Consider the following 24651-nt stretch of genomic DNA (forward strand, 5'->3'; position numbering starts at 1 on the left):
GATAAGTAATGACTATAGATGAAGTAGTATTGCTACTTAAAGCCAGTCAAGCAACCGGTTTAACGACACTCCAAGAGATTATATTACGTTCTTCGTGGGAAGGAAAAACCTACACGAATATAGCCTGTGAAGCTGACTACGACGAGGAACGTGTCAGTAAAATTGCTGCTCATTTATGGCAATTACTGAGTGCTTTTTGCGCATATCCGATAAATAAATCAAACTTCCGCTATACCGTAGAAAATCATCGTCTTAGCAAAGCACATCAGCAGTTAGTTAAGGAATTCAACAAAGCAGCCACGGCTATATCCTTAGAATTTCCTAGTAGCCCAGTATCTCTTAATTCCAGATTTTACATCCCTCGCCCGCCGATTGAAGAACTCGCCTACGCAGAAATGGCTAAACCTGGAAGTCTCATCTGCATCAAAGCACCGAAGAAGATGGGGAAAAGCTCTCTGATTTTGCGGTTGCTTGCACGCGCTAACAATCAAGGCTTTCGCACCGTGACGTTGAACTTTCAGCAAGCAGATAAAGCAGTATTTGCCAGTTTGGATACATTTTTGCGCTGGTTCTGTACAAGCGTCAGTCGGGAGTTACAGCTAGAACCAAAACTCAATGATTATTGGAATGAAGATATGGATAGCAAAGTCAGTTGCTTTATCTATTTCCAAGAGTGTTTACTGTCTGCACTGGAAACTCCTCTTGTTTTGATATTGGATGAGGTGGACTGGCTGTTTGAGCATCAAGAAATTGTTGGAGAATTGTTACCATTGGTGCGATCGTGGTATGAACAAGCCAAAGGAGTAGAAATTTGGCAAAAACTGCGTCTAGTTCTAGTTTATTCAACGGAAATTTTTGTTCCGATAAAACTGAATCAGTCACCATTTAATGTTGGTTTACCGATTAAGTTATCTCCCTTTACAAGAGAGCAGGTGCTAGATTTAGCACTACGTCACGGCTTGGATTGGACAGATGGTAAAAATGTCGAGAGTTTGATGGCAATGGTGGGAGGATATCCTTATTTGGTGCGATTAGCTTTTTATCACCTTGTGGGTAAAGGGGGATTAGAAGGGGATTTAGAACAGCTATTGCAACAAGCACCCACAGAAGCAGGAATTTATCACGAATATTTAAGGCAGTTTGTGTTAGTGCTACAAGATGAACCAGAATTGCAAAATGCTTTTTATGAGGTAATTAACGCTACAAATTATGTGCAATTAGAGCCAGCATTGGCATGTAAATTACAAAGTATGGGGCTAATTAATTTAGAAAGCGATCGCTCTACTGTTGCGTGTGAATTATATCGTTTATATTTTCGAGAGTATATGACAAGAAGTGAGAGTTTAAATAATAATTGTGTTGAACAGTTGTTTTAACTCTCAGTTTAGGCGTGGCTAGTGTTATTGCTGTAGTTTGCTAGTTTAGTTAATGCTGCTAAGGAAGTACTCTATTAAGCAAATATAAAAGGACGCGATGTCTACCACAGGCTACGCGATCGCATTATAGTTTAATATAGAACTTATCATCAAGTAAGGAACTTGAGTCATGGCTAGTGCGACCATTACGAGCAAAGGACAAATAACTATTCCTCAAGAAATTAGGGATTATCTTAATCTGGACACAGGTAGTAAGGTTGATTTTGTCATTGATGAAAATGGAGCAGTCAAACTGATTCCCCTGAATGTTCCTATTCAAAGCTTATCAGGGATTTTACACCGTCCGGGAATGAAAAGCGCAACTTTAGAAGAAATGGAAGTAGCAATCCAAGAAGGTTCAAGTGATTGGACTTGATACAAATATTTTAGTGCGTTACTTGACCAAAGATGATGAAAAGCAGTGGAAGCAAGCTGCCCAAAATTTCATTATTCCGATGCTTCTAGATGGTAGTTAAAAATTAGGTAATAAACCCGCTTGCTTACAAATTTCATTAGCAGTAATACGATCAATGGTACGATGCCGTTTTACAGGAAGAGTTTTTATATCATTAGTATAAATGGAATGATTTCCTCCCTCCCTTAATAAATAAAAGCCATTTTGTTCTAAGTATTTAATTAGCTCTTTGCGTTTGACTGACACACTCAAACCTCTATAGGAATTTGTTCGAGCAAAGAACCACCTGTGGGAATTTCTTTATTTTGTTGGCGATAAGCAAGAATCATTTCTTTGGTTGCATCTTGTAACATAGCTCTACATTCTTCTAGAGTTTCTCCTTCTGTAATGACTTCTTGCCATTCAATGAGTTGTCCCATATATCCGCTATTAGTTTTTGTATATTTTGCAGTGTATGTAATTAACATTTCTGTGTTCGTGAGGATAATTATATGATTGATCGTAGCTGATTTTTTATTGCGGGAGCTTCTCTACCAGTAATTGATAATATTGACCTCAACAAGGAGCTATCCCGCAAGGAACGGAAGTTCCTTGGCTAATAGCTAAAGTCTACTGAAGTAGACTTTAGCTATGAGCCTCTGAAATTTATTTCTGGGCGGGCGTGAAAGCCAACAGATAAGCGATTTTTAGCTTAAGTTGACACCAATGGCAAGATGCCCACCCCACAGGAGTTAATTGGATATTTTTTTATTTGGAAGTCCCCAATATCATCTGCTGCTCTGGAATTGCTAGTTGCTTCACCAGTGTTATGACTTGCTCTATATTGAGATTAAGGATTGTCATCTCTATAGCATCTCAAGTATGGAAATTTAAGGATATTTTAACTGAATTAAAACGATCGCCTCCATGAAGGCAAGCTGATCGCATTCTACACAATGACACTAATGCATTCAATGTTTTACCTGAAAGGCGATCGCTTGTCGATTTACACTTTAAACTAGAGCGATCGCCCTTACAACACCATCATTCCACCTCAGAACAGGAAACTCCGAGCTTGAAACAGGAAACTCCGAGTTCAGAACAGAAAACTCCGAGTTCAGAACAGAAAACTCCGAGTTCAAAACAGGAAACTCCGAGTTAAAAACAGAAAACTCCGAGTTCAAAACAGGAAACTCCGAGTTCAGAACAGGAAACTCCGAGTTAAAAACAGGAAACTCCGAGTTCAAAACAGGAAACTCCGAGTTAAAGCGATCGCTCATTCAAGTTTTAGCATGGTACGCTTTGCACAAAATCTGTAAATTTGTATCCCCAGGTAGTCTATTCTGGATTTGAGGGGAGGCGATCGCGCAAATATGCTAAACCTTCACGAACAGTAACAGTATTAGGATGATTCACCCCTAACTGTCGCTCACAAATATCCAAAGCTTGGATGTAAAGGGGTTCGGCTTCGCTGTATCTGCCTTGGGATTTGTAGATACCTCTGAATATTGATGAAGCATTAGCACAACTAGAACAAGAGTGATTGCAATTTATAATCACCACTTTCTTAATAACGAACTACGAATTAATAATGCAATTTGATACCCAACTGCTACCACGCATTAATGCTACAGCCAAGAGAGAAAATGGTAAACAATATTATGTAGATGCCAACGGAAATCGCTTTCCCAGCGTGACTACAATACTTAATGCCACCAAATCACAAGCAGACAGAGACAGATTATTAAACTGGAAAACGCGTGTTGGTACAGAAGAAGCTACCCACATTACTACAACTGCTAGCCGTCGGGGAACCCAAACACACAAACAAATTGAGCGCTACCTTCTTGGACAAAACCCTGTTTGTCCCGAAGCGAGTCGCCCTTATTGGGAGAGTATCAAGCCAGTTTTAGAACAAATCGACACAGTTAGACTTGTAGAAGGCTCTGTTTTTCATCATAATTTGAGTTATTCTGGCAAAGTTGATTGTATTGCCAGCTATCAAGGTATTCCCTGTATTTGCGAGTGGAAAACAGCAGATAAACCCAAAGGTTCAATTGAGCATTTATATGAACATCCACTGCAACTTACGGCGTACATAGGAGCAGCTAACGAGTATTATCAAGATTATGGTATTCAGCTAAAGCACGCTCTCTTAGTCGTAGCAATTCCAGAAATGCCAGCAGAGGTATTTTGGTTTGAATCAGCAGTCATTAAAGATTACTGGGAACAATGGGAAAAAAGAGTTGCTGAATATTGGGAACGCAGAAGTGTTTGGGGTTAGCCAGTGGAATTGTACAATTACCGAAATTGGAACCCCGCTTCCATTCCTCTCCCCGAAAGGTCGAGAGGCTTTGATTCTTGCTCCCCTTACCTTGTAGGGAAGGGGTTGGGGGTTAGGTTTGAGATAAAGTCCCACACGGCGTTAACCTTGTAATGGCAAGACACTAATTAACCCAGAAAATCTTGCAAAATCACTTGTGTTGTGAGTGAGTAACTGAGGAATGCCATAAACTAGCATCGTAGCGACAATATTTGCATCATGAACTTGCTTACCACCACTTGGAACTTCCTCCATAAGTGTCAGTAACCTTTCTGTCACCTGAGAACTATCTTCAGCCACCCGAAAGCGGTTATAAAAATAGCGGAGATCCTGAATTACTATTGCAATGGGTAGTGGGTTGACAAACTGTTGCGGACGGGTAAGGGTAGCCAAATATTCCCGCAACACTTGTCGGCTAATCCACAACTCAACCCCTGCATCATAAAAACCTTGGATAGCCTCCATAGCAGCTTGGTGAAATGGAGACTGAATCTGACTAGCGTACACCAAGATATTTGTGTCCAGAAAAACAGGATTATCGCCCCCAATCACCATACATATCCTCACGTCTTAAAGAAAGGTTTTCAGGCCAAGGGCCATAATTATGCACAGGAAAGTTTAGAGGAGGACGCTTTTCTTTCTTCTCTGCCTTCTCAGCCAAAGGCTTTTCATCAATTACTATTACCACTTGATGCTCACCCTCTGGAATATCCAATGGTAATTGCGCTGTAATCTTACCATCTTTAGTAACTGTGGCAATTGTTTCTATACTTTTCATCTCATTTATCCTTAATCAATCCATTACAGCTAACACAGCTTTCGGCAACAACTTATCTTTAAACCAAACAATTCTGGCGGGGACATCATTTAATTTTACTCCCGCCTTTTCTAAATTAAGTCGCTCAGAAATTGCTAAAATTAAGTCATCACGTCCAGCCCGTCGCACTTGAGAAAACTTCTTTTGTAAATATTCTGGTCGCCAATAACCAACAATTTCTAATAAAAAGGTGCGTCCATCAGCATGAACTAAGCGAAAATCGGGAATCATCACACTACCAGGAATTGGTATCAAATCAACTTCTCGTTCTAACGCCCAACCACTTTTCAACGCATCCCATTTATCAGCAAAGGATGCTTCTAGCATACTATCATAGGGCTTTCCTGGTGGATAATGGGATACCAAACCACATTCGGAATTGAGAGTAAAACGTCCAGTTTTCCAACTATTTGTATAAGCATCGCGGGTTTGGAGAATGGACGAAAGACTCCATTTAGTAACGTGAAGTAAAGCCGGAATAAGTTTAGCGATCGCTAACCCATATCGCGTACTAGGATTAAACAAACTCGTCGGCCCATCTATGGTAATTGTAAACCCGTGGTCAGCATCACCCTCAATATAAGCCATCAATTGAAACAACTTTAAATAGCGAAATAACAGCTTATATTCACCCGGAACATTCCGATGAGCATTTAACACCAGTTGACTGGCTTTATAAAATACACCCTGTACCTGAGATAAGTTATATCGATTTAATACATCTGGCGCTGTGGGTGCATCAAACACTGTCAAAATCTTATTTTCAGACAAATCAGCATATAGTCCATTCCGAACCTGTTCTAATAAAACTTCCCGCTCAAGTTCTTGAGTTAAATCATCAGCAATTTTACTCAAAGTAACTTGGGTTGATTCTCGACTAGAAACAGATTTTGCAGCCAACGAAAACACCCGTTCTCTTAACATCTGTGGTTCCAAAGGACTAACCACCTCAAAAGTGCAAAAACTGCTTTTGAGAATATAAGCTAACCCTCGCTTCACCCGATAATCTGTAGAATCTCCTTCAAAATCAGTCAATTGTCGCTCAAGCACACCCTGAGTCTTTCCCACTGCTGATTGAAAATAATTAATTAACTCAATCGCCAACTCCGAAGTTTTTTGATCAATCTTCAGTCTCTTCGGAATGATCTCCTCCCCGTTTTGGCGATGCATCAGTAAGTCTGTCGGTAACATCTGGTGAATTTTGGATTTTAGATACTTCGACTTCGCTCAGTACAAGTTTTGGATTTTGGACTGAATAATTAATCTCTAACTGTTCCGCAGCCTTCAAACTCCGTTCCTTCCCACTCCCATACACAACCTGTAACTTCCCCTTCTTCTCCTCCTCTCTGCGCCCTTGGCGTCTTGGCGGTTCGTTATTCCTCTCCCCTCTCCGCCGCGCCGAAGTTCCCTCCTCACTAGTATCCTCCGCCACCACCTCATACAAAATCGCCTGCTTATTCTCAATATTCCCCTTCCGTAAAATCCTCCCCAAGCGCTGAGTATACTCCCTAGCCGAACCCGTCCCCGATAAAATAATTGCAACAGTTGCCGCCGGCACATCAACCCCTTCATTCAACACATGAGAAGCAACCAAAGTATTATATTTACCCTCCCGAAACTTTGTTAATATCTCATGCCGTTCCTTCACAGGAGTTTGATGAGTAATTGCTGGAATTAGCAACTCTTGAGAAATGCGGTAAACCGTTGCATTATCAGCAGTAAAAATCAAAATTCGTGCCGGATAATGTTCTGCCAATAAATCAATCAAAATTCGCAACTTCCCATCAGTACCCAAAGCGATATCTTTCGCTTCTCGGTGCGCTAACATCGCCCTCCGTCCAGATTGCGATCTAGCACTCATTTGGACGAACATTTGCCAACCTTGCAGACTCCCCAAAGAAATCTTTGATTGCTTTAAAAAGTCATTGCGAGTTTGAATTAGTTGATTGTATCTTTCCCGCTCAAGTTGCGATAACTTAACCTTAATTTGGACAATTTGATGTTCTGCTAACGCCTTCCCCGCCAAATCTTCAGCGCGTTTGCGATATACTTCTTGACCAATGAGAATATTTAACTCAGCGTGTTTACCATCGGTGCGTTCTGGTGTAGCAGAGAGTCCTAAGCGATAAGGTGCGATCGCATATTCAGCAATCACCCGATTAAAATCTGTCGGTAAATGATGACATTCATCAAAAACAATCAACGCATATTGATTTCCTAACGTCTCAGCGTGAATTGCAGCGCTATCATAAGTTGCAACTAAAATTGCCGTTCTATCCCGCGAACCACCTCCTAGCAATCCCACTTCAGCATCGGGGAAAGCCGCTACTAAATGTGCATACCACTGATGCATTAAATCCAAAGTTGGCACCACAATCAGCGTTGTACGCGGCGTTGACTGCATCGCCATTTGCGCCAAATAAGTCTTTCCCGCCGCCGTGGGAAGCACAACAACCCCTTGTCTACCCGCGAGTTTCCAAGCCGCTAGCGCCTCAGTCTGGTGCGGATAGGGTTCCATTTCCAGACTGGGAACCAAATCTACTGGATAAAATTGCTTTGCCTCATCGATAAAATAAACATCTTCCGCTTGTAGTGCTTCCACTAGCGATCGATATCTAATTGCGGGAATGCGGAATTTTTCAACTCTATCATCCCACGTAGCATAATCCATCCAACCTTTGCCGCGTGGTGGTGGATGCAAAATTAATGTGCCACGATCAAAATTTAATGTAGGAGTACGAACCATGAGTATTGGGCATTGGGGATTGGTCATTAGGAATTGGGCATTGGGGATTGGTAATTTTTCCATTCGCTATGCCCTATTCCTTAGTCTATTGATTACTAATAACGCAAAAAGTGGATGATTCATGCAAGTAATTCCGACAAAACCCAACTAGATGCGCTCATTAGTTATGGAATGTCTGATCGACAAACCATAATAACCTTGCCCAATCCTACAAAGAACAACGACAAAGCTTTCTGCTGAAAGGGCTACAACTTAGTGGTGCATATTATGCTAATTATTTGCTTAGGTTTAATATATTTTTGTCTTTACATAAGTCACAATTATCAGAAAAATTAATGAAAGCAGCTTTTGCCGAACCGATGATTAAACTACCTATAGGACTGGAAGGATTAGATTGACCAAATAATTATTAATTCATAATTCATAATTCATAAACTTTAAAATGGGTACAGCAGCCCCCACGCTCATTGTTAAATCAGTGGGCAAAAAGACAGTGGAGCATTTCCTGCTCCCACTGATAGCGTTGCGGAAAGCGAGTCATCGAGCGTCTTTAAATTATGAATTATTAATTATCAATTATGAATTAGTTTGACATCATCCTAAAGATCGTCATGTTATTGCTGGTGCTGTAGTTGCTAAAGCGGAGATTATTGTTACCAAGCCCTTCGGGCAGGGAACTCTTAAGAGGGAACAGGGAACAGCTTTGAAAACCTGCCCGAATTTTGGGTCTAAAGCCCCTAAATTTATTTATGAAAAAAAATAAAAACATTTTTTAAGGGGACGCGCAGCGCAAGAAAAAATACGTCCTTGTACAAATCCCCTAATTTTAATTATGGGGATTTCCCTGTTCCCTCTTGCCTGTTCCCTGTTCCCTTTTAATCAACAGAAATATTAAAGACTTTCAGGAGCAAGATTTAAACTATTGGAATGTAAGAACACAGTCACTAGATGATTTTCTTTGTGATCTATTTGAACAATATCCTAAAATAACGGTTCAAATTTTGCTGCAACAATCTCAAAACTATAAAAGAAATCCTCGGACTTTTGTCGAATTACTAGATAAGCTGAGTAACCAGATACCAAAGTTTTCCGAAAAAATCCGCACTTTCATAACCTAACCTGAACCACTAAATGTTACATCTATAACATCGAGCGGTGAAAAATCAACATGAAAGCACAGGTATTTAGAGGCGTTAATCAACTTTCTTACGAAGATATCCCAGTTCCAACCGTAGAACCAGATGAAGTGCTGGTACAGGTGCGGGTTGTGGGGTTGTGTCAGTCAGATATTAAAAAAATTCGTTATCCACTCTATGAACCGCCGCGCATTTTTGGACATGAAACTGCCGGCACGATCGCAGCATTAGGCAATAATGTCAAAGGTTGGCAAGTTGGACAACGGGTAGCGGTGATGCACCACATCCCTTGTATGCGTTGCGCCTACTGTCTAAATGATAATTTCTCCATGTGTGATGTCTACAAAAACATCTCCACAACCGCAGGCTTTAACGCCAGTGGCGGGGGTTTTGCAGATTATGTCAAGGTTCCTGGACATATTGTGGAAAATGGTGGGCTAATTCCCATCCCGGATAACATCAGTTTTGAAGAAGCGAGTTTTGTCGAACCGACTAATTGCTGCTTGAAAGCTGTGAAAAAAGCCCAAATTGCTCCAGGACAAACTGTATTAGTTACTGGTGCTGGGCCAATTGGGTTAATGTTTATCATGTTGGTGAAGTATTTTGGAGCAAAAGCGATCGCTACTGATTTACTACCCTCTAGAATTGAAAAAGCCTTGAGTGTCGGTGCAGAAGCTGCTTTTGATGCCCGTGATCCCGATTTAACAGCAAAAATCCATGCGCTAACTGGTGGACTGGGTGTTGATGTTACCCTGCTGGCTGTTCCTAGTGAGAAAGCTTTCTTTCAAGCACTTGATAGTACCCGCAAAGGTGGCAAAATCTTGTTTTTCGCCGAATTCCCCGATGAGTTGGAAATTCCCATTAATCCCAATATCCTCTACCGTCGAGAAATTGACTTGATAGGGAGTTATAGCTCATCTTATCGGCTTCAGAATTTATCAGCCGATATTGTGTTTAATCAGCGAATTGACGTACAAGCGTTGATTAGCGATCGCTATCCATTAAAAGATTTATCAGCAGCTGTGGAGCAAGCGATCGCACCTACACCGGATACTTATAAAATCTTAATTTATCCGTAAAAGGAAATGAGGAGAATAAGGAAGCAATTTTTCTCCCTCATTTTCCTCATCTCCCGATACGGTTCGGTTAAGGCAAGAGACGCGATAGATAAATCGCCGTCAAGACAAAGGACTGATTATTGTAAAGACGGCGATTTATCGCGTCTCTGCAATTGGCGGCGTGTCATCAAAAAACCTTATCCGAACCGTATTGCCTCATCTCCCTCATCTCCCCAAAATGCTTATTACCCTACTTTTCGTCGCCCTACTAGCTTTCTACGTCGCCTGGAATCTCGGAGCAAATGATGTTGCTAACGCGATGGGAACCTCTGTAGGTTCTAAAGCTGTTACCCTCAAACAAGCACTAATAATTGCTGGAGTATTAGAGTTTACGGGTGCTGTGTTGTTTGGACATGAGGTAACGGAAACTCTAGCAACGAAAATTGCCAATCCCGCTTTATTCGCTGCTACACCTCAAATATTCGTAACTGGGATGGTAACGGTGCTAATTTCTTGTGGTGTGTGGTTGCAAATTGCCACATCACGCGGTTTACCAGTCTCATCTTCTCATGCGGTTGTTGGTGCGATCGCTGGATTTAGTTGGGTAGCTTTAGGAGTAAATGCAATCGATTGGTCATCAATTGGCTTGATTACCATTGGCTGGGTTTTAACACCATTAATTAGTGGTGCGATCGCTGCTTTATTTTACAGTCAAATCAAGCACTGGATTTTAGATCAACCCAATCAAGTAGTCCAGTTACAAGAATGGATTCCCTGGTTGAGTACTCTGCTGCTAGGTGTATTCGGCGTAATTGTATTACCATCGCTAACTGAACCGCTAACCAATTTTGTAATTGAGCTTGGTTTCAACATTCCCGCTTACGACATTCCCCTGTTAACCGGTACAGTAGCAGCAGTTGGACTCACAATCATTAGTTGGCGACAGTTAAAACAAACAAAAGAAGTCTTTCTCACTTCCCAATCCCCAATCCCCAATCCCGTAGAAAAATTATTCGCCCGATTCCAACTACTAAGTGCTTGCTTCGTCGCCTTTGCTCATGGTTCTAATGATGTGGGAAATGCGATCGCTCCTTTAGCTGCGATCGTCTACATCAATCGCACTGGTAGCGTACCTACAGATGGTATCACCATCCCAATATGGATTTTAATCCTTGGTGGTGCTGGTATTGTTGGTGGTTTAGCTGTCTGGGGTAAAAAAGTCATCGCCACTATTGGCGAAAACATTATTGCCTTGCAACCTAGTAGTGGATTTTGTGCCGAACTTGCTACTGCTACTACCATCCTCATCGCCTCCCGGCTAGGTTTACCAGTCTCCACCTCTCACGCTCTCGTCGGTGGTGTAGTTGGTATTGGAATAGTGCAAAATATCAAGTCGATTAAGTTTCAAACACTCAAAGGCATTGCCGCCGCATGGTTAATTACAATCCCCGTCAGTGCTGTCCTTAGCGCTGCCATCTTTAGCATCGCCCGGATTTTATTTCTCTAAAGAATTATTAATATTTTCCTAAGTTTTTCCTCTACTGCATCTACTCAAAATAGAACCTAGACTGCAATAACGCCAAAAAAGCGTATCTTTGCAGAACTGCTGCTGATTCATTAGAATGTTGTGCAGGGGATAGCGTAAGTTTGAATTTCCACAGAAAGATACTTTAATCTCCATTTAGAGATATAAACTGTCACACAAGTTACATTCCACACAAATTTACAACTAGTGCTTCATGTAATTATTTCTGAAAGGTTAAGGTGTTCAGATCCCCGACTTCGTAAAAGTTGTCGGGGATCTCGCGGATCTCGCAACCCAGTTGCATAGACGCGAAATTTCGCGTCTATACAGGGTTTTGGTAACAAACTAATCAATCAGAACTTATGAGACAGACTACTAGTTTCGCAAGGTAGATAACTTTCTACCTAAGCACACGCATCTACAAGTCTTTGACAATTAGTATTGGTAGCAAAACAATAAATATTTATTTGGAGTGAGATTTATTTAAAAGTAAAAATCTCATTGGCAAATATTATATTGATGTACATGAAAGGATCAAAAATCAAAAAGGTGTCATTTCAAGCTAGTTACAGCCATACGACAATCTAAAATCGTTCGATTGAGGAAAACCGGAGTCCAAAATCGAATGGCTAAATACTTAATCAATGCTGAAAAAATACTGATTATTAAGCAGTAGGGCAGATTTGATGCTTTGCCAAGTTGTGTTCAGTATGACAGAATTACGTTGAAATGCCCAAGTGCTGTTAAAATTTTTAATTTATCTGACAAAATACAGAAAATTAGTATGAGCGCCAATAAATTGTACCGGAAGCAGCTTTATCGTCAAGGTGTTAGAGGTTAGAAGCTAATGGGGCGATTCGAGAAGCAACCAGAAAACCCAAGAGTCAGAGGCGAGCTATCCAGAGCAGCAGAAAATGCTCTTTGGGCTGTAGTTGAAGACTTAGAAAATCTTCAGCAGAATGTCCTCAGAGGATTGCAGGAAGACGTAAAGCGGCTTCAGTCAGAAAAAAATCGGTTATCTGATGACATTCAAAGCTTGCTAGAAGAAAAAGAGCATTTACAACAAGTGCGCCAAATTACTGAGCAACAAGTGTTAATTCGGCAACTGGCAGAAGTTCTGGCGAAACATATATCTTCACAACTGCAATCCTCTCTGGCAACTTTAGCTAACCAAAACATAGAGGGCAAGTCTTACGATCAAGCTGCGCTTAAGTCGGCTGAAGTAAGCAGCAATGTAGTAGGTGAAATCAATGAAAAAGTCGAACACATGTTTGACAGCTTGGATGACACCGTTACTGTTACCTTTAACTCGCTGCAACAGGAACTGAAGAACTATCAAAGTAATCTTTCCCAACAGTTGTCACGGATGTACAGCCAGCAGCAGCAAGGGGAAACGATTTTGGCGGAGTTTGTTAATCGCCTGCATGGAGAATTAGACAAAACTATTGAAGTTGCTTCACGCAAACCAGCAACAGCAGGAACACCTACTGTTTTGCAATTTACCGAGCCAGAAAAAAACAGTTCTTTTGAGACATCCCCGCCACAGGTTGGCGAAGTAGTAAGAAATTCCCCTGAGCCAATTTCCGCGATCGCTAATAAATTTTCACCAAGGGAAACGACATCAGAGCCGACTGTTGTTAGAGAAAACGGCGCGAACCCAATTTCTATCCCCAGCAAAGACTTATCCCCAAGGGAAACAACATCACAACCGCCGGTTCTTAGAGAAAACGTCGCTAACATAATTTCTATCACCACTAAAGACTCGTCCCCAAGGGAAACGACATCAGAGCCGACTGTTGTTAGAGAAAACACCGCAAACCCAATTTCTATCACCACTAAAGACTCGTCCCCAAGGGAAACGACATCAGAGCCGACTGTTGTTAGAGAAAACACCGCAAACCCAATTTCTATCCCCAGCCAAGACTCGTCCCAAAGGGAAACTAAATCAGAGCCGAATGCTGTTGTAGTTCCGCCACCAAAAGATAATGCTGCTGAACCAATTTCTGTCCTGAATAAGGACTTATCGGAAAACGAAACGACATCAGAACCTCCGACTGTATCTGTACCACAACCGGAAGCAATAGAACCTACACGAAGGAGAAACGCTGCTGAATCAATTTCTCTCCTCCGCAGGAACGTCTCACCCAGCAAAACTAAATACCCGCCTTCTACTGCGCTAAAGCCACAGCCAGAAGCAAAGCCTCCACAATCGCGATCGCGCAATTCCTCTGGTTTATCGTCGATCCAAATCGGTTTATTGTTGATTGTCTTATCGGCAGTGCTATCGTCGCTTTATAACGTAGCCATCAAGGTGATTTTCCACGAAGGTTCCCAGATTTTTGGAGTATTAGAGGTAGAACGCTTGCTACCGCCCACTTTGGGCAATACTTTCTTAATTTTGACCCTACGGTTTATGGTAGTAGTCCCACTGATGATACTGTTATCTCCGATACTACATCCGACTTTGTGGCAAGATTTAGAGAACTTGGCTAACTCAGTTAGAGGAAATCCTACACCTGCTAATGCAGCTACCAAGCAGATTTTGCTGTTGTCAGTTGTGAGTGGCTGCTTTTTGTTTTTGTCTCAGGTTCTCATATACATTGCGATCGCTCAAGTCACAACTGGAATGGCGATCGCACTGTTCTTTATCTATCCAATGGTTAGTGGTTTATTGTCGTGGTTTCTGTTTCGCGATCGCCCTACCACATTTCGCATCAGTGCGATCGCTGCGATTTGCTGCGGTGAATTGTTGGTTTTAGGAGGTTCTCCCAACCCAGGTATGGGTAACACTTCAATGGGAAGCAGCGCCGCCATTCTTTCGGGCGTGGCTTTTGCAGCCTACATAATTCTGACGCGGGTTTGTGCTAGCAAACTACATCCCGTGACTTTTACTTTGATTAACTTCGCCACCATGTTGCTGTTGAGCTTTATCTGCTTGATGCTACCTTTACCAAGCGATTGGAACTTGGCGGTTGATCCCTCTAAGATGCTGGAACTGGTTTTAAGTGCATTTATTTTGGGTGTGTTGACTCTTGCCGGCTATTTGCTCAACAATGTTGGTATTAGTAAACTAGGTGGCTCGCGATCGGCGCTCATCGGTGGTACAATCCCAGTTTTAACCGTGATTTTCGCTGGGTTAATCATTCAAGAAAATTTGGATATAGTGCAAATTCTCGGAGTGTTGTTAGTAACCTTTGGCGCGGCTGCTTTCAGCTTTGAAACAATGCGAAATCAGGTTAAACCCCAGGGCAAACGCATCTAATTTTATTTGACAAATAATCATTTATATGTATTGCAAGTTACAGATGTATTTGGCAATTTATAAAAATGTAAAGTTGTGTATTTACTGCAATATCTTCATGAGAAAATTGTTTTAGACAACCTAAAACTACCATTTATAGCTAAATTTTCGACGTGAGAGAAGACTTAGATGGCTGCGATAACTTGAAGTAGGTAATTGTTATCTAAACCTGCGCGATATCTTTTCATCGCAACACTTCCACGCACCGTTTTATCTTTATCTAAAAGATTCAAAGATAAACGCCGTAGAACAGAAAAATTAAGAGGGGCATTATCTTTACGGATACGACTAGCATCTTCATGGAATGTCATGTCCAGTACCCAATGCACAGAATTTTCTATCCCCCAATGACTACGAACAGCATGAGCTAAAACAACAGCATCATGCTCTAAACTGCTAATATAAAAGCGAACTTCAATAGTTGTTTTATTCCAAAGCCTACGTTCGCACATGACCATTCCTACGCTCCTCAGTCCTGACCATTTTTCCTGGTTTGGTATCTCCCCTAGCTGTTCAACAGGGACACTCCAGTATTTGCGAATTTCAATCCGACCATGAGCGCTTTCGATTGTATGATGATAACTGTGGTCAACACCTTCAAAATTGTTGCTTTGAGCTTTTTCAAACCAACTGTTAACTGCACCCTCAAGTTTACTTTGATTTGCTTTGAGAGCAAGAACGTAATCTGCATTTTTTGCGATAATCTGGGCAGCGATTTCTTTCTGGCATCCCATCGCATCAATTGTAATGATACATCCAACAATATCTAGCAACTCCAATAATTTCGGAATTGCCGTTATTTCATTCGATTTGGAATCAACTTTAAGTTGACCTAACACCAGCCGATGTTCGCTTGCCCAAGCACTGACAACATGAATTGCTTTTTGTCCACTATTGCGGTCAAATGATTGCCGCACTGTTTTCCCATCAATAGGTATTACTTGAGCGCCAATAGCTTCAGTAATTGACCCCACCCACCGATGAAAGCATTGCTCAAATGCTTGGGGATTTAATCTGGCAAACACTCTTGCAATCGTGTCATGGGAAGGAATACCGTTGGGTAATGCCAGAAACGTTTCTAGCCATTCCCGTTTGGCTTGAGCATAAGTCTCAATTGCTACCCAGGTATCCGATCCACTGATAACTGCTAATATTGCGATTGCAACGATATCTACCAATTGATGTTGTTTAGTACGCTCAATTCTTGGATCTTCCAGGTTAGAAAAGTATTTGAGGATAGTATTGTCAAAGTTCGCACTCATAATTTGTCGATGTTGCGATCGCCTGAAATACTGGCAAAATTACAACCCTTCATTGTACCTCATCTTTGTCGCCAATTTTGATGCGTTTGCCCTGGGTTAAACCCTCTAGTCCCACGAATTAAATGACGAGTTCAATCAGTTTCGGTGTAGTGGGAGGTAAAATAGCTCCCATAACTCTGGGCACCAATCCTGACGCGAATACGCTTAGTTGCAACTTCCCTAAATCATCTGGACACACAAGATCCCCGGCTTCTTAAAGAAGCCGGGGATCTTGTGTTTTTACAAATAATATAGGACTGCTGTATAAGAGCAGATAACACTTAAGGGAACTCCAAAAAATAAACTATTCCACATTCAAGTCGTTGACTGTTGACTGAAAACTCGTGAACCGTCAACGGTCAACAGTGAACAATAGCAATGGAATATTTTTTTACTTGGAAGTCCCTAATAGATGAGTAAGTAGTAATCAGAATAACTTGACTTGTAATATTCTTTTAGGGATTTAGCCTGATACAGGTAGGTAAACACGTATATATAAGCAGTACGAGTAGTACTGACTCAAGCAATTTGGCACGAGTACTTGCTCAAGGAGGAGATTGGCAAGGAGTTAAGACCATTGCAGCACGTTTAACTAGCAGAAATGTTTAGAGTAACCCAGTTTTAAGCGTGGTAGACTCAGTAAGTGGGCAAGAATAAATTAAACTATGTTAAGTAATGTAAAATTCACTAAATTGAGTTTTAGCAAGGATCTTCAGACCTTAAAATAAGGCTGGAGGTGCTGATTACAAACTTTTAATTATTCACACCCATTTACTTATTGTGTTTAGTGAGATGGTATCTTTATTTCTATCGCTCTGTACTAGTGAATTTGGTCTGCGATGCCTACGGCGGTAAACTACGCCCAGACACCCAAATAAAGAAGCTTATATCGTAGCTTGCTGCGGATTTTCTTCCTTTTATTTATGCAATTCAAGCTTCTCAAGTATATAAAATAGCAAGGTAAAAATATGCTTTAAAGTAACCAAAGAATTAGTTAAATCATGAAATTTAAAATTCTTTCATGAAAAAAATATATAAATAATCATCAAATAAAATCTAAGATGTTTTATTATATATTTAACTAATAACTAATTATTGCGCTATGAGCATGTTCAAAAAGACCTGATAGCTATGGGATTAATTCAGATTAAATTGCGGCTTTTTGTGTAAACTTATCAACGCAAAAAGATAATTATGATTTACATATAGGAGTCAAAATAAAAATATCATCAAACCTTGATTTAACAAAAATATAAATTATTTAAATACGCATGATTTAAAATTTTATGAAATACATAAAATTATTACAAAACCCAAAAAGAATGATATGATAAGGAACGATATTTGAAAAACAGGTATTTTTGAAATTGGAATTAATTGCTCTACTTGATGTCTACTATCTTCCCTCAAGCCAACGGCTTATAGTGGCGAGACATCACTGGAGGTTGTGAAGATGATAGTTCGCAACGAGCCGCGTGGCTCAACCTCTGAATTTTTCTACACCTGGTAAGCGATTTCTTTTTAGACCACTCCCAATTAACTTTAGCCACCTGTGTACTAAAAATAATTCACCAAAGCTGAATAAAAGCCATCTTTTTCGAGTCACAGATATCCCAGATGAATCGCGCAAAATACTTTTTACTCCGAGTCGGCAAAGTGCGATAATTAGGTGTAAATAGCTTGACGTTATTGCTCTTGAAAGATGAGAAAAACCCCAGAAAAGTTAAAGGCTTTGTAAATTACTTGCAACACAGTTGACTTTTGGGATTTAAACCGTTGTCAAGCTGGACTTAGTGATGTCTGTAATTTTCCGGTCAGATGCAAAGACAGTTATAGTAACCACAACTAAATCTGCCTTAACACCAGAAAATATGCGAAAATGGTAGTTTGGGCTACCACGGATTTCATAGTTATCGCATACTAATATAGTCTGAAGTGAATACATCGCTTTCAGCCAGGTGTATACTACCTATCTTCAATCGATTAAAAATTCTGTAAACGTGCTATTCAATTGTCTGTAATATGAGTAACGACATAGATCTGATCAAACGTCTTGACCCCAGTGCGATGGATCAGATCATGCTTTATCTGGCTTTTAGTGCCATGCGGACGAGTGGGCACAGGCATGGGGCATTTTTAGACGCAGCCGCAACAGCAGCAAAGTGTGCAATTTACATGACCTATCTTGAGCAGGGGCAAAACCTGCGGATGACGGGGCATTTGCACCACTTGGAGCCGAAACGGGTAAAAATTATTGTAGAAGAAGTCAGACAGGCTCTAACAGAAGGCAAACTATTAAAGATGCTGGGTTCTCAGGAACCGCGCTATTTAATTCAATTGCCTTATGTGTGGCTAGAAAAGTATCCTTGGCAACCAGGGCGATCGCGCGTTCCTGGTACTAGTCTGACAAGTGAAGAAAAAAGGCAAATTGAGCAAAAACTTCCAAGTAACTTACCTGATGCTCAGTTAGTTAGCTCTTTTGAGTTTCTGGATTTGATTGAGTTTTTGCACAGGCGATCGCAAGAAGACTTACCGCCGGAACACCAAATGCCTTTGAGTGAAGCCTTGGGTGAGCATATCAAGCGCCGTCTGCTCTACTCAGGAACGGTAACACGCATTGATTCTCCTTGGGGAATGCCCTTCTATGCTCTTACCCGTCCTTTTTATGCTCCAGCAGACGATCAAGAACGCACTTACATCATGGTAGAAGATACCGCTCGGTATTTTCGCATGATGAAAAATTGGGCAGAACGGCGACGAAATGCCATGCGCTTGCTAGAAGAACTTGATATCCTCCCAGAAAAAATGGAGCAGGCTATGGAAGAATTGGATGAAGTTATCCGTGCCTGGGCAGATAAATATCACCAAGATGGGGGTATTCCAGTAATTTTACAGACAGTTTTTGGCGAAAGAGAAGACTAGCGCCGCAGCGCGGAAGTCAAAACTCACTCATGCTCTAATTTTGGGCTTTCTGGCTGTAATGAAATGGTAGTTTATTTCTGTCGGACTGTATTAGTAGCGCTACGCAAAATTTAAAAAGCTTACTTTCTAAGCTTTCCACTGATTTTGTCCCTTGCTTAAAAGTAGGGGGATGGTTGGTCTATTTAGATTGTAACACTGTACTAATAATAGTAGTACAAAAGTCACAAGCGATTTTGTGACTTTTGTATTGTAAGGGAACTCCAAAAAATAAATTATTCCACTTAAAGTCGTTGACTGATGACTGTTGACTGTTGACTGAAAACTCGTGAACCGTCAACGGTCAACAGTGAACAATAGCAATGGAATATTTTTTTACTTGGAAGTCCCTAAGTGTTCAGTTTGCATTTGCAAGCAGAGGACAATTATGGTTTTATATAGATATTTTTGCTTCAGTCAAAGTAGTGTTCTGTCCCATTAGTTATGAAGGGTTTGTAGTGAGCGATTTATCCCTCAAATCAAGGACTAAAGTCCTTACTACGAACTTTTATCGAAAAAGTAAGGGTTCAAAACCTCGCCCGAATTCAAGCGAAAAAATCCTTGTATTCTCTTGGTAGGTTAAAACCCTCTGCCCGTTGTGTCGGGCTTAGTTTAATTGCGAATTGCATTAGCGCAGCGTTAGCGAGTCTTCTCCCAAGGGGAGACGCCAAGGGCGAACGAGCGTCATTGCGAATTGCGAATTGATTTCATAACCCTTCAAAATTTTTGGGACAGGGCAGTAGTAGGCAAAGCCGTCTTACATCACCTAGCCCAATGGATAACGCCCTACCCATAAACTTATTGTATCACGACCGAATAAATTCGCTTATCCGCTTATATCCCCCTTTTAGAAAAAGGGGGATATAAGCATCACGATTCGTAATTAATTCGTCGTACCGGGTTGCGTTGGAATAACCGGTTGTGTTGGAACACTTGGTTGCGTTGGAAATGGGGTAGTCTCTAAACTTGGACTTGAACCCGCAGGTATTATACTTGACGGTGGAGAGGAAGATGAAGCACCGATAACACTATCATCAGCACTGATACAAGTATCTAACGCCTGTGTAGCGGGTAAGTCGATTTGACTACGCAAGCCAACCACACATTGCCCAAAGCGCACGGGTAACAAACTACGTCCACAGTAATCTAGAACTGCCAGATTAGCTTCTTCCTTGGTACTTAAGCTGACACCAACTACACAGGTAGCTAACTCCTCAGGACGCCGGGCCCTCCCACAAGTAGAAAGCGCATCTGTCGCGGCAATTTGGGTTTCCTTATCAATTTTAACCACGCAAGCAGCCAAATCCCTTGGACGCAGTGCTGCTGCACAACCAAGTGATGCCGCTTCTGCCGTTACACCCACTTTTAGGAGGCGACCTGCACAGACACTATAATCATTGTTGTAGGAAGCAGCGATCGCTGTATTTGGTAAAATCGTTGCCAAGCATCCAGCTATAGCCAAAACTGGTACTGTTAAAATCCTGGAGGTGGAACTGGCTTGTTTGTTCTTACCTCTACTAACCGCTTTATTGCTCATTGACGTTGCCATTCTCCAAACACCCAAAGTTATGCTAACTCAAATATCTTAAAAATCCTCTGTAATTAAAGAATTTCGGCGGTAGCAAGCTATAGACATAAGGGAACTCCAAAAAATAAATTATTCCACATTCAAGTCGTTGACTGTTGACTGTTGACTGTTGACTGAAAACTCGTGAACCGTCAACGGTCAACAGTCAACAATAGCAATGGAATATTTTTTTACTTGGAAGTCCCTAATTAATTATGCCGGAAATTGTGTTAATATAACTGTTTGAAAGATAAGTAGGCAACGTAAAAAGTATTTCAGAGTAAGAATACTGCGTAAACCAATCTGATGATTGAGTAGCTTACGAAACTAAATAAACACAAAAAACTTATTGGCAGGAGTACGGCGTGACAGGCCGGAATTAAAGCTTGGAAGCTAGTACGTCGATACCGACTTAAAGCAACTGGCGCAAAAGTTGATGCCTCTACTTTGGTAGGATACGTCATACCAAGGCAAGCAGCCTCAAAGAACCAAGAATCCCCTGATTTTTTATCGAGGGAATGTCAAAATGGAATGTTTGGGTAAAGTTTAAACAGGATTAGATTAAGGAAACTCATGTCCCGATATAGAGGGCCACGCCTCAGAATTGTCCGCCGCTTGGGCGACTTACCAGGATTAACTCGTAAAAGCGCCAGACGCGCTTATCCGCCTGGTATGCATGGTCAGAACCGCAAGAAGCGCTCTGAGTATGCCATCCGTTTAGAAGAAAAGCAAAAGCTCCGCTTCAACTACGGTTTGACTGAAAAGCAATTGTTGCGCTATGTGCGGAAAGCCAGACGTGTTACTGGTTCTACCGGACAAGTGCTGCTGCAATTGTTAGAAATGCGCTTGGATAATACCGTTTTCCGCTTGGGTATAGCCCCGACTATCCCAGCAGCTCGTCAACTGGTAAATCACGGTCATGTAACTGTTAATGGTCGTGTGGTTAATATTGCTAGCTATCAATGCCGTCCTGGAGAAGTAATTGCCGTCAGGGATCGGGCACAATCACGGAAGTTGGTGGAAGCTAACTTGCAATATCCCGGTTTGGCAAACCTCCCCAGTCATTTGGAGTTTGACAAAAATAAGTTGGTTGGTAAAGTCAACAGCGTTATTGAACGCGAATGGGTGGCACTACAAGTTAATGAATTACTTGTGGTGGAATACTACTCACGACAAGCTTAAACAGTTAGGAGTTAGGAGTTATGAGTTAGGAGTTGCAAGACGAGAATTCCTAACTCCTCACTTTTAACTCCTAACTTTTTTCATCCGCCAATTTGCGACATGGTGCGGGTATATGTCCCTGAAATGCCAGAATCGCGCCCTTTAAAGTTAATTTCTGGCTTGATTCCGAGTAAATGCCTCACCTGCTTTTGTAATTGAGCCGTACTAGTGCCAGAACGCAAAGCAGTTTTTAAATCTATTTGACCAGTTTCATTTAATAAACAAGGACGTAGCCAGCCGTCAGCACTCAGGCGCATCCGGTTACAACGATCGCAAAAACATTCTGACATCTGACTAATAAATCCTAGTGTCCCCTTCGCACCGGGAATTTGAAAGACATCAGCAGGGCCAGCACCACGAACAAGTGATTCTGTCAAGCCCCAGCGATCGCGGATTTGTTGCCGTAACTCGGCTGAAGATACCCAACCGCGATCGCCAAATAAATGCACGTTACCAATGGGCATAAATTCAATAAATCGAACGTGCCACTGTTTGTCAATTGTCAGGGCGGCTAAATCTAGAACTTCGTGGTCATTAACGCCAGGAATTACCACCACATTCAGCTTCAGGGGGTCGAATCCGACTTGATGAGCAGCTTGAATCCCCTGCCAAACTTGTTGCCAACGAGAACGCCCCTGATTACCAATAATTTGATCAAAAATGTCGGGATCAAGAGAGTCCAGACTAATATTAATTCGTCGCAAACCAGCATTGTAGAGGTTTTGTGCCATCGGAGCCAGCAAAAAACCGTTGGTGGTCATTGAGAGGTCTTCAGTTTGGGGGAGACTTGCGATCGCACTTACCAAATCTACCACACGCGGACGCAACAAGGGTTCACCCCCAGTCAACCGAAACTGCTTAAAGCCTACTGGAATAAATACCTCTTCAATTAAGGTGAGCAGTTCCTCATCAGTCAACATCTGTTGCTTGAGAATATAATCCAGTTCTACTCCCTCTGGCATACAGTACTGACAACGAAAATTGCAGCGATCGATTAAGCTAATGCGAAGGTAGTCTACCTGATTCATCGTTTTATTTTTATTGTCTCTAATTAATTAAAGACTTTACAAAGTTGGTTTACGGCTTCCTAAGCTATTACGCTTTTAAATTACATAGTCACTTCCTAAGTTCGTTGACGGTTGACGGTTAACAGTCAACAGTCAACAGTCAACAGTCAACAGTCAACACGAAAAGATGTGCAAGTTAAATGCGCGACAGCTTACTATATTTGTTGGTTGTAACTCAAGATACCGTACTCCCCCTTAAGTGAGAGTCCACAGATTGTGGCATAATAAGCCGATCGCATCCACTAGTTAGTCATCAATCGTGCAAGACACCGACTCCATAAACGACCTTGCTGCTGCTTTACTACAGCCAGCAGATATCAGCTTTGAACTGCCCGATCCAGAAGATGAACAGATTCTAGAGTCAGATTTTCAAGAGCAGCTAGAAATAGCTTGGCAGGTATGCGATCGCTTTGATTTGCAAACTGAAATCTGGCGGGGGCGAATTTTACGGGCGATCCGCGACAGAGAGAAAGTCGGTGGTGACGGACGCGGTACTGGCTTTCTGCGATGGCTAAAAGAACGAGAAATCAGCAAAAGTCAAGCTTATGCCTGGATTCAACTGGCGAATAGTGCCGATACTCTCATCGAAGACGGTAAACTTGACCCCGCAACTGTGAACAACTTCAGCAAACGAGCTTTTGTTGAAACCTCTAAAGCAGTCCCAGAGGTGCAACAGATGGTCAGTGAAGCCGCCCAAAAAGGCGATCGCATCACAAGGCGCGAAGTGCGTCAACTTAGCGATGAATGGACAGCCATGTCCTCAGATTTATTACCTGAATCAGTCAAAGAAAAAGCCGCAGATAACACCCTTCCACCGCGCTACATCGCCCCACTGGTGAAGGAAATGGAAAAACTGCCAGAATCGCACCAAAAGTTTATCCAGAAGGAAATAGCTGCTAACCCTGATGTGGATACCCTCAAACAGGTAACTACCGAAGCGCGTAACTTGGCCAAATATCTCAAAGGGGCGGCTCAAGTCCAGGCGCTGACGAAGGAAGATGTTGATATTGAAACAGCCTTAGAAGAAGCGCAAAGAGTCGGCTGTTTGAGCATTGCTGCTGACTTGGTGAATCAAGCATCGCAGATTGAACAAACGATCGCTAAATTGTACATGACTTGGAAACGAATCAGTAATTTGGCGGATAGATTATATGTAGATACTGGTGCAAGTACACCCAACTTGCGATCGCTCCTCACTTGCTTGGAACCTCTGGGTGGTGAAATTATGGAATTGCAACTTAGTGGTGCGACTGAACACACTATACGTCTGCAAATACAGGAGACGAGTTAAATAATTCGTAATTCGTAATTCGTAATTCGTAATTAAGTTTTGTGTTAGCGACACGTTAGCGAGTCTTGTCTACGACACGCCAAGGGCGAACGAGCGTCCGGGGATGATTTAGACTCTGCTATTTCGGGGTACGCATTTGCTATTTCGGGGTACGCAATTGTTATTTCGGGGTACGCATTTGCTATTTCGGGGTACGCAATTGTTATTTCGGGGTACGCATTTGCTATTTCGGGGTACGCAATTGTTATTTCGGGGTACGCATTTGCTATTTCGGGGTACGCAATTGTTATTTCGGGGTACGCATTTGCTATTTCGGGGTACGCAATTGTTATTTCGGGGTACGCAATTGTTATTTCGGCAATGCCTACGGCTGGCTACGAGTAAAAGGAGCGATCGCAATACGGTTCGGTTAAGGCAAGAGACGCGATAAATCGCCGTCAAGACAAAGGACTGATTCTTGTAAAGACGGCGATTTATCGCGTCTTTGGATCTAGGGCGTGTCAACAAAAAACCTTATCTGAACCGTATTGG

At 41.8% G+C, this 24651-nt stretch carries 24 protein-coding genes and 1 pseudogene; 11 read left to right on the forward strand and 14 right to left on the reverse strand.

The annotated features are described in order from the left end of the window. Window positions 1–8: 8 nt before the first annotated feature. Together D1367_RS20660 and D1367_RS20665 are read left to right on the forward strand one after the other, a co-directional pair. Window positions 9–1376, forward strand: coding sequence for an AAA-like domain-containing protein (locus tag D1367_RS20660; protein WP_118168032.1), 1368 nt, complete (start codon window positions 9–11; stop codon window positions 1374–1376). A 169-nt stretch (window positions 1377–1545) separates the two neighbouring features. Next, window positions 1546–1791, forward strand: a complete 246-nt coding sequence (locus D1367_RS20665; protein ID WP_118168033.1) for an AbrB/MazE/SpoVT family DNA-binding domain-containing protein — start codon at window positions 1546–1548, stop codon at window positions 1789–1791. Window positions 1792–1887: 96 nt separating this feature from the next. On the opposite strand, the gene D1367_RS20675 is transcribed toward D1367_RS20665, so the two are convergent. The 4 genes and pseudogenes from D1367_RS20675 to D1367_RS20690 all read right to left on the reverse strand — a co-directional run. After that, on the reverse strand, window positions 1888–2076 hold the full coding sequence (locus tag D1367_RS20675; protein ID WP_118168034.1) for a type II toxin-antitoxin system HicA family toxin: 189 nt from the start codon (window positions 2074–2076) through the stop codon (window positions 1888–1890). Window positions 2077–2078: 2 nt separating this feature from the next. Beyond that, complete coding sequence (locus tag D1367_RS20680) at window positions 2079–2297, reverse strand: type II toxin-antitoxin system HicB family antitoxin (protein ID WP_118168035.1); 219 nt, start codon at window positions 2295–2297, stop codon at window positions 2079–2081. A gap of 525 nt (window positions 2298–2822) precedes the next feature. Continuing rightward, on the reverse strand, window positions 2823–3089 hold the full coding sequence (locus D1367_RS20685; protein ID WP_181984905.1) for a hypothetical protein: 267 nt from the start codon (window positions 3087–3089) through the stop codon (window positions 2823–2825). A gap of 58 nt (window positions 3090–3147) precedes the next feature. Next, window positions 3148–3306: pseudogene (locus tag D1367_RS20690) on the reverse strand (tetratricopeptide repeat protein); the annotation flags it as partial. Window positions 3307–3400: 94 nt separating this feature from the next. Here D1367_RS20690 and D1367_RS20695 point away from each other — a divergent pair. Then, a complete protein-coding gene (locus D1367_RS20695) occupies window positions 3401–4093 on the forward strand; it encodes a PD-(D/E)XK nuclease family protein (protein WP_118168037.1) in 693 nt (230 codons plus the stop codon). Window positions 4094–4234: 141 nt separating this feature from the next. On the opposite strand, the gene D1367_RS20700 is transcribed toward D1367_RS20695, so the two are convergent. From D1367_RS20700 to D1367_RS20715, 4 genes are read right to left on the reverse strand one after another with little or no spacing between them, the layout of a single operon-like run. Continuing rightward, window positions 4235–4687: a type II toxin-antitoxin system VapC family toxin gene (locus D1367_RS20700; protein ID WP_118168038.1), complete on the reverse strand. Its 453-nt coding sequence runs from the start codon at window positions 4685–4687 to the stop codon at window positions 4235–4237. Next, window positions 4668–4910 (reverse strand): hypothetical protein, encoded by a 243-nt coding sequence (locus D1367_RS20705; protein ID WP_118168039.1) that lies wholly within the window; start codon window positions 4908–4910, stop codon window positions 4668–4670. The genes D1367_RS20700 and D1367_RS20705 overlap by 20 nt, the downstream gene beginning before the upstream one ends. 15 nt (window positions 4911–4925) lie before the next feature. Further along, the gene (locus tag D1367_RS20710) at window positions 4926–6140 is read right to left on the reverse strand and encodes a DUF790 family protein (protein WP_118168040.1); all 1215 of its coding nucleotides are present in this window, start codon (window positions 6138–6140) and stop codon (window positions 4926–4928) included. Next, a complete protein-coding gene (locus D1367_RS20715) occupies window positions 6070–7695 on the reverse strand; it encodes a DEAD/DEAH box helicase family protein (RefSeq protein WP_118168041.1) in 1626 nt (541 codons plus the stop codon). Before D1367_RS20715 ends, D1367_RS20710 begins: the two co-directional genes overlap by 71 nt. A 1001-nt stretch (window positions 7696–8696) precedes the next feature. Between D1367_RS20715 and D1367_RS33445 the strand changes: the two genes are divergently transcribed. The 4 genes from D1367_RS33445 (at window position 8697) to D1367_RS20730 (ending at window position 14676) form a co-directional block, all read left to right on the forward strand. Next, the gene (locus D1367_RS33445) at window positions 8697–8813 is read left to right on the forward strand and encodes a hypothetical protein (RefSeq protein WP_476739228.1); all 117 of its coding nucleotides are present in this window, start codon (window positions 8697–8699) and stop codon (window positions 8811–8813) included. A 50-nt stretch (window positions 8814–8863) separates the two neighbouring features. Next, window positions 8864–9910 carry a zinc-dependent dehydrogenase gene (locus tag D1367_RS20720; RefSeq protein ID WP_118168042.1) on the forward strand — a complete coding sequence of 349 codons (1047 nt, stop codon included), beginning with the start codon at window positions 8864–8866 and terminating at the stop codon, window positions 9908–9910. A gap of 217 nt (window positions 9911–10127) precedes the next feature. Beyond that, on the forward strand, window positions 10128–11396 hold the full coding sequence (locus tag D1367_RS20725) for an inorganic phosphate transporter (RefSeq protein ID WP_118168043.1): 1269 nt from the start codon (window positions 10128–10130) through the stop codon (window positions 11394–11396). 865 nt (window positions 11397–12261) lie between these two features. Next, a complete protein-coding gene (locus D1367_RS20730) occupies window positions 12262–14676 on the forward strand; it encodes an EamA family transporter (protein ID WP_118168044.1) in 2415 nt (804 codons plus the stop codon). A 164-nt stretch (window positions 14677–14840) separates the two neighbouring features. Here the strand turns inward: D1367_RS20730 and D1367_RS20735 are convergent, their stop codons facing one another. Further along, window positions 14841–15977: an ISAs1 family transposase gene (locus tag D1367_RS20735; RefSeq protein WP_118164400.1), complete on the reverse strand. Its 1137-nt coding sequence runs from the start codon at window positions 15975–15977 to the stop codon at window positions 14841–14843. A gap of 1807 nt (window positions 15978–17784) precedes the next feature. Then, window positions 17785–17961 (reverse strand): hypothetical protein, encoded by a 177-nt coding sequence (locus tag D1367_RS31060; protein ID WP_181984906.1) that lies wholly within the window; start codon window positions 17959–17961, stop codon window positions 17785–17787. Between the two features lie 77 nt (window positions 17962–18038). On the opposite strand from D1367_RS31060, the gene hetR reads away from it, so the two are divergent. Then, window positions 18039–18938, forward strand: coding sequence for a heterocyst differentiation master regulator HetR (gene hetR / locus D1367_RS20740; protein ID WP_100898938.1), 900 nt, complete (start codon window positions 18039–18041; stop codon window positions 18936–18938). Window positions 18939–19116: 178 nt separating this feature from the next. On the opposite strand, the gene D1367_RS31850 is transcribed toward hetR, so the two are convergent. The 3 genes from D1367_RS31850 to D1367_RS31855 all read right to left on the reverse strand — a co-directional run bounded on the left by D1367_RS31850 (window position 19117) and on the right by D1367_RS31855 (window position 20704). Beyond that, on the reverse strand, window positions 19117–19275 hold the full coding sequence (locus D1367_RS31850) for a hypothetical protein (RefSeq protein ID WP_220450968.1): 159 nt from the start codon (window positions 19273–19275) through the stop codon (window positions 19117–19119). Window positions 19276–19857: 582 nt separating this feature from the next. Then, window positions 19858–20523 (reverse strand): hypothetical protein, encoded by a 666-nt coding sequence (locus D1367_RS20745; protein ID WP_228674789.1) that lies wholly within the window; start codon window positions 20521–20523, stop codon window positions 19858–19860. Between the two features lie 22 nt (window positions 20524–20545). Next, window positions 20546–20704: a hypothetical protein gene (locus D1367_RS31855; RefSeq protein ID WP_220450969.1), complete on the reverse strand. Its 159-nt coding sequence runs from the start codon at window positions 20702–20704 to the stop codon at window positions 20546–20548. A 410-nt stretch (window positions 20705–21114) separates the two neighbouring features. Here D1367_RS31855 and rpsD point away from each other — a divergent pair, with 410 nt between their 5' ends. Continuing rightward, window positions 21115–21723, forward strand: coding sequence for a 30S ribosomal protein S4 (gene rpsD, locus D1367_RS20750; RefSeq protein WP_094349733.1), 609 nt, complete (start codon window positions 21115–21117; stop codon window positions 21721–21723). 80 nt (window positions 21724–21803) lie between these two features. On the opposite strand, the gene moaA is transcribed toward rpsD, so the two are convergent. Continuing rightward, window positions 21804–22790 carry a GTP 3',8-cyclase MoaA gene (moaA, locus tag D1367_RS20755; protein ID WP_118168046.1) on the reverse strand — a complete coding sequence of 329 codons (987 nt, stop codon included), beginning with the start codon at window positions 22788–22790 and terminating at the stop codon, window positions 21804–21806. 298 nt (window positions 22791–23088) lie between these two features. On the opposite strand from moaA, the gene D1367_RS20760 reads away from it, so the two are divergent. Both D1367_RS20760 and D1367_RS33120 read left to right on the forward strand, forming a co-directional pair. Continuing rightward, a complete protein-coding gene (locus D1367_RS20760) occupies window positions 23089–24120 on the forward strand; it encodes a hypothetical protein (RefSeq protein WP_118168047.1) in 1032 nt (343 codons plus the stop codon). A 120-nt stretch (window positions 24121–24240) separates the two neighbouring features. Continuing rightward, window positions 24241–24504: a hypothetical protein gene (locus D1367_RS33120; protein ID WP_338042151.1), complete on the forward strand. Its 264-nt coding sequence runs from the start codon at window positions 24241–24243 to the stop codon at window positions 24502–24504. Window positions 24505–24651 lie beyond the last annotated feature (147 nt).

The organism is Nostoc sphaeroides (assembly GCF_003443655.1).
GTDB classification, from domain to species: domain Bacteria; phylum Cyanobacteriota; class Cyanobacteriia; order Cyanobacteriales; family Nostocaceae; genus Nostoc; species Nostoc sphaeroides.